The 13,697-nt window shown below is 62.1% G+C and carries 15 protein-coding genes; 13 read left to right on the forward strand and 2 right to left on the reverse strand.

Features of this window, described 5'->3' with window-relative positions:
- The first annotated feature begins 49 nt into the window (after nucleotides 1–49).
- From DN611_RS01705 to DN611_RS01730, 8 genes are all read left to right on the forward strand, one after another.
- Nucleotides 50–2,131 carry an elongation factor G gene (locus tag DN611_RS01705; RefSeq protein WP_119310490.1) on the forward strand — a complete coding sequence of 694 codons (2,082 nt, stop codon included), beginning with the start codon at nucleotides 50–52 and terminating at the stop codon, nucleotides 2,129–2,131.
- 66 nt (nucleotides 2,132–2,197) lie between these two features.
- Nucleotides 2,198–2,347 carry a hypothetical protein gene (locus DN611_RS16615; RefSeq protein ID WP_160117385.1) on the forward strand — a complete coding sequence of 50 codons (150 nt, stop codon included), beginning with the start codon at nucleotides 2,198–2,200 and terminating at the stop codon, nucleotides 2,345–2,347.
- 66 nt (nucleotides 2,348–2,413) lie between these two features.
- Nucleotides 2,414–2,563 (forward strand): hypothetical protein, encoded by a 150-nt coding sequence (locus DN611_RS16620; RefSeq protein WP_160117386.1) that lies wholly within the window; start codon nucleotides 2,414–2,416, stop codon nucleotides 2,561–2,563.
- 100 nt (nucleotides 2,564–2,663) lie between these two features.
- Nucleotides 2,664–2,858 carry a DUF4177 domain-containing protein gene (locus tag DN611_RS01710; RefSeq protein ID WP_119310491.1) on the forward strand — a complete coding sequence of 65 codons (195 nt, stop codon included), beginning with the start codon at nucleotides 2,664–2,666 and terminating at the stop codon, nucleotides 2,856–2,858.
- A 136-nt stretch (nucleotides 2,859–2,994) separates the two neighbouring features.
- On the forward strand, nucleotides 2,995–3,561 hold the full coding sequence (locus DN611_RS01715) for an NADH peroxidase (protein ID WP_021751391.1): 567 nt from the start codon (nucleotides 2,995–2,997) through the stop codon (nucleotides 3,559–3,561).
- 228 nt (nucleotides 3,562–3,789) lie between these two features.
- Nucleotides 3,790–3,999 (forward strand): helix-turn-helix domain-containing protein, encoded by a 210-nt coding sequence (locus DN611_RS01720; RefSeq protein ID WP_119310492.1) that lies wholly within the window; start codon nucleotides 3,790–3,792, stop codon nucleotides 3,997–3,999.
- 137 nt (nucleotides 4,000–4,136) lie between these two features.
- Nucleotides 4,137–5,177, forward strand: a complete 1,041-nt coding sequence (locus DN611_RS01725) for a helix-turn-helix domain-containing protein (RefSeq protein ID WP_119310493.1) — start codon at nucleotides 4,137–4,139, stop codon at nucleotides 5,175–5,177.
- Between the two features lie 36 nt (nucleotides 5,178–5,213).
- A complete protein-coding gene (locus DN611_RS01730; RefSeq protein ID WP_119310494.1) occupies nucleotides 5,214–5,870 on the forward strand; it encodes an HAD hydrolase-like protein in 657 nt (218 codons plus the stop codon).
- 56 nt (nucleotides 5,871–5,926) lie between these two features.
- On the opposite strand, the gene DN611_RS01735 is transcribed toward DN611_RS01730, so the two are convergent.
- Both DN611_RS01735 and DN611_RS01740 read right to left on the reverse strand, forming a co-directional pair.
- On the reverse strand, nucleotides 5,927–7,210 hold the full coding sequence (locus DN611_RS01735; protein ID WP_160117387.1) for a S1C family serine protease: 1,284 nt from the start codon (nucleotides 7,208–7,210) through the stop codon (nucleotides 5,927–5,929).
- A gap of 197 nt (nucleotides 7,211–7,407) precedes the next feature.
- On the reverse strand, nucleotides 7,408–7,746 hold the full coding sequence (locus DN611_RS01740; RefSeq protein WP_119310496.1) for a hypothetical protein: 339 nt from the start codon (nucleotides 7,744–7,746) through the stop codon (nucleotides 7,408–7,410).
- 211 nt (nucleotides 7,747–7,957) lie between these two features.
- Between DN611_RS01740 and DN611_RS01745 the strand changes: the two genes are divergently transcribed.
- From DN611_RS01745 to DN611_RS01765, 5 genes are all read left to right on the forward strand, one after another.
- The gene (locus DN611_RS01745; RefSeq protein ID WP_119310497.1) at nucleotides 7,958–8,953 is read left to right on the forward strand and encodes an MBL fold metallo-hydrolase; all 996 of its coding nucleotides are present in this window, start codon (nucleotides 7,958–7,960) and stop codon (nucleotides 8,951–8,953) included.
- Nucleotides 8,954–8,974: 21 nt separating this feature from the next.
- The gene (gene deoC, locus DN611_RS01750; RefSeq protein WP_119310498.1) at nucleotides 8,975–9,634 is read left to right on the forward strand and encodes a deoxyribose-phosphate aldolase; all 660 of its coding nucleotides are present in this window, start codon (nucleotides 8,975–8,977) and stop codon (nucleotides 9,632–9,634) included.
- A 15-nt stretch (nucleotides 9,635–9,649) separates the two neighbouring features.
- On the forward strand, nucleotides 9,650–10,366 hold the full coding sequence (gene deoD / locus DN611_RS01755) for a purine-nucleoside phosphorylase (protein ID WP_021751382.1): 717 nt from the start codon (nucleotides 9,650–9,652) through the stop codon (nucleotides 10,364–10,366).
- 471 nt (nucleotides 10,367–10,837) lie between these two features.
- Nucleotides 10,838–11,995 carry a BMP family lipoprotein gene (locus tag DN611_RS01760; protein WP_021751380.1) on the forward strand — a complete coding sequence of 386 codons (1,158 nt, stop codon included), beginning with the start codon at nucleotides 10,838–10,840 and terminating at the stop codon, nucleotides 11,993–11,995.
- Between the two features lie 189 nt (nucleotides 11,996–12,184).
- On the forward strand, nucleotides 12,185–13,693 hold the full coding sequence (locus DN611_RS01765; RefSeq protein ID WP_021751379.1) for an ABC transporter ATP-binding protein: 1,509 nt from the start codon (nucleotides 12,185–12,187) through the stop codon (nucleotides 13,691–13,693).
- The last annotated feature ends 4 nt before the right edge of the window (nucleotides 13,694–13,697 follow it).

Below are 13,697 nucleotides of genomic sequence, written 5' to 3' on the forward strand. Positions count from 1 at the left end.
CCGGTGGGACTGGCCGCGGCAACAGCACAACATAAGGAGTGGAACAAACATGAGCTATTCTGTACAAAACATCCGCAACGTCTGTCTGCTGGGCCACAGCGGAAACGGCAAGACCGCCCTGGCAGAGAGCCTGCTGTATATGACCGGGGCCATCGACCGGATGGGCCGGGGCGCGGACGGGAATACGGTCTGCGACTATGATCCGGAGGAGACCAAGCGGCAGATCTCCATCTCCACCGCTGTGGCGCCGCTGGAGTACAAGGGGTGCCGGATCAACGTGCTGGACACGCCGGGCGCGTTCGACTTCGCCGGCGAGGTGATCGAGGCTCTGCGGGCCGCCGACGCCGCCATCATCGTCTGCTCCGCCAAGGACGGCGTGTCCGTGGGCCTGGAGAAGGCGTGGAAATACTGCGAGGAGCGGAATATGCCCCGCTTTATCTATATCTCCAAGACCGACGAGGACAACAGCGACTACAACGCCACCTTCGAGGCTCTGCGGGCCCGGTTCGGCAACAAGATCGCGCCTCTGGTGGTGCCCATCTGGGACGAGGGCAAGAAGGTCACCGGCATCATCGACGTGCTGAACAAGCGCGCCTATGAGATGCAGGACCAAAAGCGGGTGGAGATCGAGATCCCCGAGGGCAAGGACGCCGTCATCGAGGAGTTCAACAACGCCCTGAAGGAGTCCGTGGCCGAAACCAGCGAGGAGCTCATGGACAAGTTCTTCGGCGGCGAGGACTTCACCTACGCCGAGATGATTCAGGGCCTGCGCCAGGGCGTGCGGGAGTTGAGCCTGTTCCCCGTGCTGTGCGGCTCCGCTGTCAACTGCATGGGCAGCCTGATGCTGCTGGACGACATCGTGGACCTGCTGCCCAACCCCATGGAGGGCAACTATCACAAGGCCACCCGCCAGGACGGCGAGACGGAGCCCTTTGTGGTCTCCCCCGGCGGCGTGCCTACGGCCTTCGTGTTCAAGACCGTCTCTGACCAGTACGGCAAGTACAGCTTCGTCAAGGTGCTCTCCGGCACCCTGACGCCGGATCTGCCCATGGTCAACGCCCGCACCGGCGTCTCTGAAAAACTGGGCCGCCTGTACACCATGCGGGGCAAGAAGGCCACCGAGGTGAAGGAGCTGGGCTGCGGCGACATCGGCGCCATCGGCAAGATGGAGAAGGTCAAGACCGGCGATACCCTGTGCGACGCCCGGAAGGTCGTCGCCCTGAAGGAACTGCCCTTCGCAGAGCCCTGCTATTCCGTGGCCATCGTGCCCAAGACCCGGGGCCAGGAGGACAAGATCGCCCAGGGCCTGGCCCGTATGAACGAGGAGGATCCCACCTTCTCCGTCACCAACAACGCCGAGACCCACCAGATGGTGCTCAACGGCTCCGGCGACATGCAGGTGGATGTGCTGGTCAGCAAGCTGAAGAGCCGCTTCAATGTGGAGGCGGATCTGAAGCCCGTGCGGGTGCCCTATCGGGAGAAGATCCGCAAGACTGTCCAGAAGCAGGGCCGCCACAAGAAGCAGACCGGCGGCAGCGGCCAGTTCGGCGACGTGTGGATCCGGTTTGAACCCCAGACGGAGCAGGACGACATGATCTTCGCCGAGGAGGTCTTCGGCGGCAGCGTGCCCAAGAACTTCTTCCCTGCGGTGGAGAAGGGCCTGCGGGAGGCCTGCGCCCACGGTCCCCTGGCGGGCTATCCCGTGGTGAACCTGAAGGCCGTGCTGTACGACGGCTCCTACCATCCGGTGGACTCCTCCGAAATCGCCTTCAAGACTGCGGCGCAGCTGGCCTACAAGGCCGCCCTGCCGGAGGCCAACCCGGTCCTGCTGGAGCCGGTGGGCGAGCTGAAGGTCACTGTGCCCGACAGCTACATGGGCGACGTCATCGGCGATCTGAACAAGCGCCGGGGCCGCGTCATGGGCATGGATCCCACCGGCGACGGCAACCAGGTGATCTCTGCGGAGGTGCCCATGGCTGAGATGGGCAGCTACGCCATCGATCTGCGGTCTATGACGCAGAGCCGCGGCAGCTTCACCTTCCACTTCGTCCGCTACGAGGACTGCCCGCCGGCAGCCCAGGAGAAGGCCATCGCGGAGGCGAAGGCGCTCCAGGCGGCGGAGGAGAAGTAAGGAAGAGGCAGTCCGCGTCTCTCCGCCGGGAGTCCGGCGTACAAGTATTTTGCCGGAGGCAAAATCTTGAAATCGGCCGAATTCACTTCGGGCGATTTGCATCCAATGCGGGGTCCCCGCAGGGCGCAAAGCGGCCTGCGGGGCGACTGCCTGCCTGCGGCCCAGGAGAAGGCCATCGCGGAGGCGAAGGCGCTCCAGGCGGCGGAGGAGAAGTAAGGAAGAGGCAGTCCGCGTCTCTCCGCCGGGAGTCCGGCGTACAAGTATTTTGCCGGAGGCAAAATCTTGAAATCGGCCGAATTCACTTCGGACGATTTGCGTCCAATGCGGGGTCCCCGCAGGGCGCAAAGCGGCTTGCGGGGCGACTGCCCGCCTGCGGCCCAGGAGAAGGCCATCGCGGAGGCGAAGGCGCTCCAGGCGGAGGAGGAAAGATAACGCACATTTGCAAAAACCAAAACGGCGGGGAGTTTGCTCCCCGCCGTTTCTGTAAGCAGAAATGCCACAAGCTGTTAATTTGCATGAAAGGAGCGGGCACATGTATCAATACAAATACATTCCGGTGGATACCGGCGGCTTCCTGTCGGACACCCGGGAACACCGGGAGCTTATCGACGCATACGCCGCAGAAGGCTGGCGGTATGTGGGATTTTTCCCGGTGAGCTTCACGAGTCATGGCGGGATTAGCCAGGTGGACCTGATCTTTGAACGGAGTCGTAAATTGCCGACTTAAAATCCAGGAAAAGTTTTCTATTAGTTGCAAAAGCAACTTCAAAATATTAGAATATCCTGTTATACTCAAACTGTCCCAAGGGGACTGAGGAAAAAAGGCTTTCAAAAAAGATAAGTATAAAAGGAGGACATTTACTATGAAGAAGTGGGTCTGCTCTGTCTGCGGTTATGTTTATGAGGGCGAGAATCCCCCCGAGAAGTGCCCCCAGTGCGGTGTTCCCGCCTCCAAGTTCACCGAGCAGAAGGGTGAGCTGAGCTGGGCTGCCGAGCATGTGGTCGGCGTGGGCAAGTCCTTCGGCGAGTCTGTTCCCGCCGAGGTCCAGAAGGAGATCATCGACGGTCTGAACGCCAACTTCACCGGCGAGTGCACTGAGGTCGGCATGTATCTGGCCATGTCCCGCGTGGCATATCGTGAGGGCTATGCCGAGATTGGTGAGTATTGGCGCCGGGCCGCTCTGGAAGAGGCCGAGCACGCTGCCAAGTTTGCGGAGCTGCTGGGCGATGTGGTGACCGACTCCACCAAGAAGAACCTGGAGATGCGGGTCGAGGCCGAGAACGGCGCCACCCTGGGCAAGTTCGAGCTGGCCAAGCTGGCCAAGCAGTACAACCTGGACGCCATCCACGACACCGTGCATGAGATGGCCCGCGACGAGGCCCGTCACGGCAAGGCTTTCGAGGGCCTGCTGAAGCGGTACTTCGGCTGATTCGAAAAGTCCATACGGCAAATCCCCCCGGCCGCCGGCCGGGGGGATTTTTATAAAAAGAGAGGTAAGACCGTTCGCGCCGCACGAAACTAATCAGAATCTGTAACATCTTTCAAGGCCCTGAGGGGCGCTTGCTTTTCTGCTCCCATATACATGAACTGATGTTGGTTGATCTGGTCATACATCAATTTCGGTTAACATGCAGGCAGAAAGAGAGGCTTGCGTGTGATGATCTCCTATGACAGCCTGCGGGACAAAATGAGGGAAAAAGGCATCTCTCAATACGCCCTGATTAGGCGCTGGCACATCAATCCAGCCCAGATCACCCGCCTGAAGCGGAATGAGAGCGTCAGCCCCCACACCATTGAGATGTTCTGCAAGATCCTGAAGTGTGAGGTGGGGGACATTATGCGGCATATTCCGGACGGGAAAGCGTAACGGCAGAGCAGGCCGCCCGCTCTGCCGTTTTTTGCCGTCCCCGGCCCGATTCTACGCTCCGCAGACAAAATTCAAGGGCGGGGGATGGTCAAACAGCCTGATTTGCGGTATGCTGAGGCCAGAGAGGAGGGAGGCCCATGGATGCCGGAAAGACAGGCGCCTATCTGGCGGCGCTGCGGAAAGCCCGGGGCATGACCCAGCAGGAGGCGGCGGATCAGCTGGGTGTCTCCAACAAGACCGTGAGCAAGTGGGAAAACGGCGCGGGGCTGCCGGATATCACCGTGCTGCCTGCCTTGGCGGAGCTGTACGGCGTCACCGCCGATGATATCCTGGCGGGAGAGACCTTGCGGGGCCGGCCAGCGGAGGCCCAGGGACCGGCACGGCGGCGCCTCCTGCTGCTGCGGCTGCGGACCCGGTTCGACCTCTGTTTCATCGGCAGCCTGGCGCTGGGTGTGCTGGCGGCATTCCGGGTGGCCTATGTCAGTCTGGCGGCCTGGCCGCTGTCGGTGGGCCTCTTATGGATCGGCTATGTGCTGGCTGTCCATCCGGCCCGGTACGGTGATATATCGTTGGATGCTAAAATTTGGGAAAACCTGTACCGCAAGCTGCTGGCCGCCTCCGCCGTCCAGTGGTGGGCCCTGCTGCGGCTGGTGCGGCTGGGCAGGCTGGAGGTGGACTTTGCGGAGATGCGGTACTACGACACCATGCAAGCCTGGAAGCCGCTGCTCTTCGCCGTGGGGCTGGCGCTGCTGTGCGCCGTGCTGGAGCGGGCCCTGCGCCGCCGGGCGGGGGCGGATGCCTCTTTGCTGTGGATACCGGAGCGGCTGCGGCCAATGCTCCACCGGAGCGGCGGCTTCCTGCGGCGGACCCGGCGGCTCTGGCTGGTGTGGCTGGCGTGGGCGGTACTTCTGGCGGGGCTGTGGTTCCTGGCGGACGGCCAGCTGGACCGGGTGTTGGCGCCCTGGATCGCCCGATATGGGGAAGAGCTGGTCCAAAGCGGTTTCCCGGAGAGCTGGACCATCCTGCGGGGGCGGCTGGAGGCGGATGTGGCACTCTGGCTCCGGCTGCGGCAGGGGGTGCTGATCGCCGGCGCCGTCTCCGGGGCTGGCGTGCTGGTTTGGACGCTGCTACATTGGAAAAAGCGCCGCCCCCCTCTTGCGGAGGAGGGCGAAACATGATAGAATCTCTCCGGCGAAGAATAAGGGGAGAAGTGTATGTATCACTATATTTTCTTTGATTTGGACGGCACGCTGACAGACTCCAAGGAGGGCATCCTCAACAGCCTGCGGTATGCCTTTGACAAGCTGGGGGAGCCGGTGCCGCCGGAGAGCACCCTCATCAAATTCATCGGCCCGCCCCTGCAGGACTCCTTCGCGGAATTCTGCGGCTTTTCGGCGGAGCGGGCCGCGGAGGCCATCGCCGCCTTCCGGGAGCGGTACGAGCCTGTCGGCAAGTTTGAGAACATGGCCGCCCCCGGCATGGCGGACCTGTGCGCCCGGCTGAAGGCCCGGGGCTATGTGCTGGCTCTGGCCTCCTCCAAGCCGGAGAGCCTGTGTGTGCCCATCTGCGAGAAGTTCGGCTTCACGCCGTCTTTGGCTGTTGTGACGGGCAGCCCGCCCGTGGGGGACTGGAGCAAGGCGGACGTGATCCGGGAGACTATGCGCCGCCTGGAGCTGACGGAGGCCCACAAGCCGGAGATCCTGATGGTGGGGGACCGGAAGTTCGACGTGCTGGGCGCCAAGGCGTGCGGCATCGCCTGCGCGGGCGTGGAGTTCTTCGGCTACGCCGCCCCCGGCGAGCTGGCGGAGAGCGGCGCTGTGGCCGTGGTCCGGACACCGGAGGAGCTGGAGCAGTTCATCCTGACCCATTGAATGCGAAAAAAGAGGCGGCGCCCATGGGGCGCCGCCTCTTTCAGGCGCTTCGGTATTCAGCCGACGGTTTCCGCCTCGAGGACTTCCGGCAGGGTCAGGCCCTCACCAGTGAGATCGGCGGTGAGGATGGGGTCGATGGGCACCGCCAGATACATACTATTGCCGTAGACATAGGCGCCGGAGGTAACGGCTACCGCCTGACCGTAGACGTTCAGCAGGGCGCCGCCGCTGCTGCCCTCGGAGATGTCGGCGGTGCTCATGACGCAGGGCAGGGCGTACCGCTCCACATCCCGCTGCGTGGCGCTGACGATGCCGGAGCTGACTGCCAGCCCCAGGCCCAGGGGATTGCCGATGGCGTAGACCGTGTCGCCCGCCCGCAGGTCTCCGGTGCCGGAATCCGCGATGTCCAGCGTGGCAAAAGCAGAGGTGTCGTGTCCCTTTAGGGCGGCGTGGGAGACGCGGATCACCGCGATATCGATGTCCGGATCGTAGTAGATGACCCGCTCCACCTCATATACATCCCCGGTGGAGAGCGTGGCGGTGGCGGAGACCGCGTCCGCGATGGAGTGGTAGTTGGTGATGGCCAGCCCGTCCTCCGTGATGAAGAAGCCGCTGGCCTCGCCGGTGACAAGGCCTTCGTCCCGGTACGCCTCCGTCTCATAGGTGTCCAGACGGAACACGGCGGCCGCGCAGCGGTCCGCCACCTGCCGGGCGGTGAGGGCGGGGGTCAGCAGGCCCAGGGCGTTGGCCGCGGCCCGGGAGACGGTCCCCTGGCTCACCAGGCGCCCGATCACTGTGGCGCTGCCGTCCCGGTAGGAGAAGGACAGAGCGTCCGCCGCCATCTCAAACAGGTCCCCCTGGGTCAGGGTGCCGGTATAGGCGATGGGGAAGAGGCCGATCCGCTGGGCGAAACCCGCGGCGTCGGCAATGGTAAAGTCGCCCGCCTTGTCGGAATACCCCAGCATCCGCAGCAGGAAGGCGCTCCAGGCGTTGGCGGTGAGGGCCGCGTCCGGCCGGAAGGCTGTCGCCGTGACGCCGGTGATCCAGCCCTGCCGGGCGGCGTAGTTCACCTCCTGGGCGATGGAGGCGGGAACATCCCGGAAGCCGGCCAGCCAGTTGTCTGCCGCGGCGGCCTGTTCTGCCCCGGCCAGATGCACCAGCAGCACGGCCGCCTGTGCCCGGGTGGCGGGGGCGTCCAGATTATATGTAGAGTCGATCAGTCCCAGGGTGGAGAGGGTGTCCGCGGCCCGGGCCGCCTCCCCCTCCAGAGCGGAGGCGGCGGGGATCACGCTCACCGTCAGGACAAGGACACAGAGGAGCGAAAGAAGTCGTTTTTTCATGGGGTAGCCTCCAAATCTTGAGAATGGCTCCATTTTAGCACCGGGCAGAGCGCTTGGCAAGGCCCGGTCCCTTTACTGCCCGGGCCGATTTGGACGTTCCCAAGACTCTCTTGGCGGAAAAGACGGAACAGAACGGTATATAAAAGGCCCCGCTGCCGCACATGAGGGCCTTGGTTCCACTATTCTGTATATTGGGATCATGCTCTTCTGCCCTTCAGAAAAGAACGCATCAGCATCGCGATCATGCCAATCATGAGATAGCAGACGCAATACAACAAAAACGCTGTTTCACCCATCGCAAAGAATAGCCACGCCCCTGCCAGAAATAATCCCGCGACAACAATTGGAAGGGGCCACAGCCGCTTGATGTCCTTTCCTGCAAATACGCCGCATACAGCAGAAAATATGGGATTGACCCCAAAGAACAGCAGAAGGCAGACGGCCATTCCCGCGCTGCCTGCAAATGTTGCTGCCAACCACGGACAGCCTATCATCAACAGCATTGCCAATATAGACCAGAAGATCAATGGCTTCATGTGGATGGCCTCCCTTTTATACGGAAATGGTTGCTTTTCTATATGATATCATATACGTCTGGCTGCTTCAAGGTTTGGAAGCGGGCCCCTTCAGCGAAAGCGCCGGAGCTGCCCATCCGTCCGGAGGAGGCGGGGGAGCAAGGCCCGTCTCACTGGACAGGCGGGCCAAAGTCTGCTATACTGAATCTACCTTTTGGAAAGGAAGCGGCCCATGGCGGAGCGATTGGCGGAGGACCTCTGGCGGCTGGACATCCCCTTGGTGGGGAACCCGCTGAAAAACTTGAACAGCTATTTGCTGACCGGAGAGCGGAGCCTGCTGATCGACACGGGCTTCCGCCAGCAGTCCTGCCGCGAGGCCATGGAGCGCCAGCTGGCGGAGACGCACGTGGACCGGGACCGGCTGGACATTTTCTGCACCCACCTCCACAGCGACCACACAGGGCTGGCGCCGGAGCTGATCCGCCCCGGCTGCCGGATCTATATCGGGGAGATCGACAGCCCCGGCGTGAAAAACGCCTCGGATCCGTCCTGTTGGAAGCGGCTTTACGGAGAATATGCGCGGGACGGCTTCACCCAGGCGGAGATGGAGGCCCTGTGGGGAGACAATCCGGCCCAGACGGCGGCCCCGCCCTGGCGGGAAGGGCTCTATACGGAGCTGCAGGACGGCGCGGCGCTCCATTACGGCGGCCGTATGCTGCGGTGCGTGCTGACGCCGGGCCACACGCCGGGGCACCTGTGCCTGTATGACCCGGCCCGCCGGCGGCTGTTCTGCGGCGACCATGTGCTGTTTCACATCACGCCCAACATCTGCCGCTGGCAGGGAGTGGAGGACTCTTTGGGGGACTATCTCAGCAGTCTGGACAGGACGGCCGCTCTGGACACAGCGGAGCTGTATCCCGCCCACCGGGCGGAGACCGGGGACCTGCGGCAGCGGACGGCGGAGCTGAAGGCCCACCACGCCCGCCGGCTGGAGGACACCCTGCGGACCGTGGAGAAGGCGCCGGGCCTCACCGCCTATCAGATCGCAGGCCGGATGCGTTGGAGCATCCGCTGCCGGAACTGGGCGGATTTTCCCCTGGCGCAGAAGTTCTTTGCCGTGGGAGAGGCCCTGGCCCATCTGGACCATCTGGAGGCCCAAGGGCGGGTCTTCCGCCAGGAGATACATGGAAAACGGGTATATTTCGCCGGCGTGGGCGACAAAATATGAATGATAAAGGAGATGCTTCAAATGGAAGTGAAAGAGATTCTGAGCAAGTGCGACCACACTCTGCTGGCCCAAACGGCCACCTGGAAGGAGATCCGGGCCATCTGCGACGATGGTATGAAGTACGGCTGCGCCAGCGTCTGCATCCCTGCCAGCTATGTCAAGCAGGCGGCGGAGTATGTGGCGGGAAAGCTGCCCATCTGCACGGTGATCGGCTTCCCCAACGGGTATGACACCACCGCCGCCAAGTGCTTCATGGCCACGGACGCCGTGGAGAACGGCGCCGAGGAGGTGGACATGGTCATCAACCTGGGCTGGGTGAAGGATCAGAAGTGGGATGACCTGCTCGCCGAGATCAAGGCCGTGAAGGCCGCCTGCAAGGGCAGGCTGCTGAAGGTCATCATCGAGTGCTGCTTCCTCACAGACGAGGAGAAGATCAAGATGTGCGAGATCGTCACCGCCTCCGGCGCGGAGTATATCAAGACCTCCACAGGCTTCGGCACCGGCGGCGCCACCCGGGAGGACGTGGCCCTCTTTGCAAAGCACGTGGGTCCCGATGTGAAGATCAAGGCCGCCGGCGGCATCGCCGACCTGAAGGACGCGGAGGACTTCATCAACCTGGGTGCCTCCCGCCTGGGCACCAGCCGCATCGTCAAGGCCGTGAAGGCCATGGAAGAGAAATAAGGAGGAAATGAAAGCATGGGAACTCCCCATAACGAGGCGGCCCAGGGGGCCTTTGCCAAGACCGTTCTGATGCCCGGCGATCCGCTGCGGGCCAAATTCATCGCGGAGACCTTTCTGCAGGACGCGAAGCTGGTGAACAACGTCCGGGGCGTCCAGGGCTACACCGGCACCTATCAGGGCACGCCTGTGTCCGTCATGGCCTCCGGCATGGGGATGCCCTCCATCGGCATTTACTCCCATGAGCTGTTCCACTTCTATGATGTGGACAACATCATCCGGGTGGGCAGCGCCGGTGCCATCTCCCCCCAGCTGAAGGTGCGGGACGTGGTGTTCGGCCAGGGCTCCTGCACGGACTCCAACTACGCCCACCAGTTCGGCCTGGGCGGCACCTTCGCCCCCATCGCGGACTTCACCCTGCTGGAGACCGCCGTGACGGTAGCCCGGAAGCTCGGCATCGAGCCCCATGTGGGCAGCCTGCTCAGCTCCGACGTGTTCTACAACAAGGCGGGCAACACTCTGGACTGGGGCAAGATGGGCGTGCTGGCCGTAGAGATGGAGAGCGCGGCCCTGTACTGCAACGCCGCCGAGGCGGGCAAGCGGGCCCTGGCCATCTGTACCATCTCCGACAGCTTGATTACCGGCGAGGAGCTGCCTGCCGCCGACCGCCAGACCACCTTCACCCAGATGATGGAGATCGCCCTGGGCGTTGCTGTGGAGATGGAGAAGAAGTAAGGCGAGTTCAAAAAAGAAGAATCAGACCCCGCGGCCACGCAGGGGAAGCATGAAGGGGGACGTTGAGTCCCCCTTCATAGTTAATCGGCCCGCCGCAGCGGCGACTTTCGGCAAAGGTGAAAGCGGGAGGCCCGCCGGCAAAGCCGCCGGGCCGGGACGCGGAGCATCTTTTCCATATTTTCCCGGTCCGGCACAGGCCGAACCTCTCCGGGAAATGACCGGTGACAATGGAAACAGAGCTGTGACAAACCACAGCAAAAATTTTGCAGAATTGGTTCTGCTTTTTACAAAACCGTAAAAAAGATATCCGAAATTCATAAAAATTTCAACAAAATGTGGCGAAAAAGAAAACAATTTGGAAATGCGGTTGCAATCCTCAGGAAGAGTTGTTATAATGGGCCTGACCCGTTGAGGTCATCCTGCGCGGAGAGATTTTCGCGCGGATAACAAAACGAAGGAAGGTAGATTCCAATGAAGAAGTTTCTTGCATTGCTCCTGGCATTGGTGATGTCCCTGTCCCTGGTCGCCTGCGGCGGCGGGGACGACACCGCCGCTGACGGGGGCGCCGATGCGGAGGATGGCGGCAACGCCGAGACCGCCGCTTATCAGGTGGCTATGATTACTGACTACGGCGATATCACCGACCAGTCCTTCAACCAGACCACCTATGAGGCCTGCCAGGAGTTCTGTGACGCCGAGGGCCTGCAGTTCGAGTACTACAAGCCCGCCGGTGACTCCACCGCCGAGCGTGTGGCCATGGTGGACGCCGCTGTGGCTGACGGCTACAACGTCATCGTGATGCCCGGCTACGCCTTTGCCGAGACCATCAAGGAGACCGCGGAGCTGTATCCCGACGTGACCTTCATCGCGCTGGACGTGGCACAGGGCGATCTGGGCGAGGACTACACCGTGCCCTCCAACGTGTACTGCGCTGTGTATCAGGAAGAGCTGTGCGGCTACATGGCCGGCTACGCCGCCGTGAAGCTGGGCTACACCCACCTGGGCGTGCTGGGCGGCATGGCCGTTCCCGCCGTGCAGCGGTTCGGCTATGGCTTCGTGCAGGGCGCTGACGCCGCTGCCGTGGAGATGGGCATCGCCGACCAGGTCGTGATGGAGTATGCCTATGGCAACCAGTTCTATGGCGACAGCGATATCACCGCCTACATGGACAACTGGTATCAGACCCTGGGCGTGGAGGTCGTCTTCGCCAGCGGCGGCGGCATCTACACCTCCGCGGCTGAGGCTGCTGCCAAGGTCGGCGGCAAGCTGATCGGCGTGGACGTGGACCAGTCCGCCAACATCGACACCTATGGCGAGGGCATGTGCGTGACCTCCGCCATGAAGGGTCTGGCCGAGACCGTCAAGCACATGCTGGGCGAGGTCGTGGCAGGCAACTTTGCCAACTACGGCGGCCAGGTGGAGACCCTGGGCCTGGTGAACGGCGATGATCCCACCGCCAACTATGTCCAGCTGCCCATGGAGACCACCCAGTGGGGCGACGGCTTCACCCAGGACGACTATAAGGCCCTGGTGAAGGCCATGTACGACGGCGATGTCACCGTTTCCAACGACATCTCCGCCATGCCCGCAACCACCATCACGGTGAACTTTGCCGGCAACATCAAGTAAGGATCAGAGTCTTTGCAGGAAGAGGACGGGAGCAATCCCGTCCTCTTTTTTTGCCTCTGGACAAATTTTACAAAACAAACCTGATATTCCTGCATTTTTTCTTTGAAATATTCCGGAAGATATAGTACAATAAATACACTATACAAGAGGAGGAGGGCGGTAAGCTTGGAACAGCCATATGCCATTGAAATGCTGAATATCACCAAGCGCTTTCCGGGAATTGTCGCAAACGACAACATCACGCTCCAACTGAAGCGGGGCGAGATCCACGCGCTGTTGGGAGAAAACGGCGCCGGAAAGTCCACGCTGATGAGCGTGCTGTTCGGCCTGTACCAGCCGGAGGAGGGCGTCATCAAAAAAGACGGCCAGGTGGTGCAGATCAAGGACCCGAACGATGCAAACGCACTGGGGATCGGCATGGTCCACCAGCACTTCAAGCTGGTGGAATGCTTTTCCATTTTAGACAACATCATCCTGGGCGTGGAACCCTGCAAGAACGGCTTCCTGCAGAAGCAGGAGGCCCGGGAGAAGGTCCTGGCCCTGTCGGAGAAGTACGGCCTGCAGGTGGACCCGGACGCACTGGTGGAGGATGTCACCGTGGGCATGCAGCAGCGCACGGAGATCCTGAAGATGCTCTACCGGGACAATGAGATCCTGATCTTCGACGAGCCCACCGCTGTGCTGACGCCGCAGGAGATCGACGAGCTGATGCAGATCATGAAGAACCTGGCGGCAGAGGGCAAATCCATCCTGTTCATCTCCCACAAGCTGAATGAGATCATGTCCGTGGCGGACCGCTGCACGGTCCTGCGGAAGGGCAAATACATCGGCACGGTGAACATCGCCGAGACCAGCCGTGAAGAGCTGTCCCGCATGATGGTGGGCCGGGACGTGGAGTTCGCAGTCCACAAGGAGCCCTCCAAGCCCAAGGATCCCATCCTGGTGGTGGAGGGTATGACCGTGGCCTCCAAGCTCCATAACAACAATGCTGTGAAGAATATCTCCTTTACGGTCCGGGCGGGAGAGATTGTCTGCATTGCCGGTATTGACGGCAACGGCCAGACGGAGCTGATCTACGGCCTGACGGGCCTGGAGCCCCTGGAGTCCGGCAAGATCACGCTCTGCGGCCAGGACATCACCCGCGCCCCCATCCGGCAGCGGTCTCTGCTGGGCATGAGCCACATTCCGGAGGACCGCCACAAGCACGGCCTGGTGCTGGACTACACCCTGGAGGACAACATGGTGCTCCAGCGGTACTTTGAGCCTCAGTTCGTCAGCAAGGCGGGCTTCCTGAAGCGCAAGGCCATCCGCGAGTACGCCAACCGCCTGATCGAGCAGTACGACGTCCGCTCCGGCCAGGGGCCTGTCACAGTGGCCCGCAGCATGTCCGGCGGCAACCAGCAGAAGGCCATCATCGCCCGGGAGATCGACAAGGACCCGGAGCTGCTGATCGCCGTGCAGCCCACCCGCGGCCTGGACGTGGGCGCCATCGAGTATATCCACAAGCAGATCGTGGCCCAGCGGGACGCCGGCAAGGCGGTGCTGCTGGTGAGCTTGGAGCTGGACGAGGTCATGTCCCTGTCCGACCGTATCCTGGTGATCTATGAGGGCGAGATCGTGGGCGAGCTGGACCCCAAGACCACCACGGCGGAAGAGATGGGCCTGTACATGGCCGGCGCCAAGCGGAAGGGGGCTTGAGAAA

The sequence above is a fragment of the Oscillibacter sp. PEA192 genome, assembly GCF_003574015.1.
Taxonomy (GTDB): domain Bacteria; phylum Bacillota; class Clostridia; order Oscillospirales; family Oscillospiraceae; genus Oscillibacter; species Oscillibacter welbionis.

Excerpts from the sequence above, each read along its gene's own strand:
- DN611_RS01740 (WP_119310496.1), bottom strand. The coding sequence starts at position 7,746 with ATGAAGCCATTGATCTTCTGGTCTATATTGGCAATGCTGTTGATGATA.
- DN611_RS01760 (WP_021751380.1), top strand. The coding sequence starts at position 10,838 with ATGAAGAAGTTTCTTGCATTGCTCCTGGCATTGGTGATGTCCCTGTCC.
- DN611_RS01725 (WP_119310493.1), top strand. The coding sequence starts at position 4,137 with ATGGATGCCGGAAAGACAGGCGCCTATCTGGCGGCGCTGCGGAAAGCC.
- DN611_RS01715 (WP_021751391.1), top strand. The coding sequence starts at position 2,995 with ATGAAGAAGTGGGTCTGCTCTGTCTGCGGTTATGTTTATGAGGGCGAG.
- DN611_RS01745 (WP_119310497.1), top strand. The coding sequence starts at position 7,958 with ATGGCGGAGCGATTGGCGGAGGACCTCTGGCGGCTGGACATCCCCTTG.
- DN611_RS01765 (WP_021751379.1), top strand. The coding sequence starts at position 12,185 with ATGCTGAATATCACCAAGCGCTTTCCGGGAATTGTCGCAAACGACAAC.
- deoC (WP_119310498.1), top strand. The coding sequence starts at position 8,975 with ATGGAAGTGAAAGAGATTCTGAGCAAGTGCGACCACACTCTGCTGGCC.
- DN611_RS01710 (WP_119310491.1), top strand. The coding sequence starts at position 2,664 with ATGTATCAATACAAATACATTCCGGTGGATACCGGCGGCTTCCTGTCG.
- DN611_RS01705 (WP_119310490.1), top strand. The coding sequence starts at position 50 with ATGAGCTATTCTGTACAAAACATCCGCAACGTCTGTCTGCTGGGCCAC.
- DN611_RS01735 (WP_160117387.1), bottom strand. The coding sequence starts at position 7,210 with ATGAAAAAACGACTTCTTTCGCTCCTCTGTGTCCTTGTCCTGACGGTG.
- deoD (WP_021751382.1), top strand. The coding sequence starts at position 9,650 with ATGGGAACTCCCCATAACGAGGCGGCCCAGGGGGCCTTTGCCAAGACC.
- DN611_RS01720 (WP_119310492.1), top strand. The coding sequence starts at position 3,790 with ATGATCTCCTATGACAGCCTGCGGGACAAAATGAGGGAAAAAGGCATC.
- DN611_RS01730 (WP_119310494.1), top strand. The coding sequence starts at position 5,214 with ATGTATCACTATATTTTCTTTGATTTGGACGGCACGCTGACAGACTCC.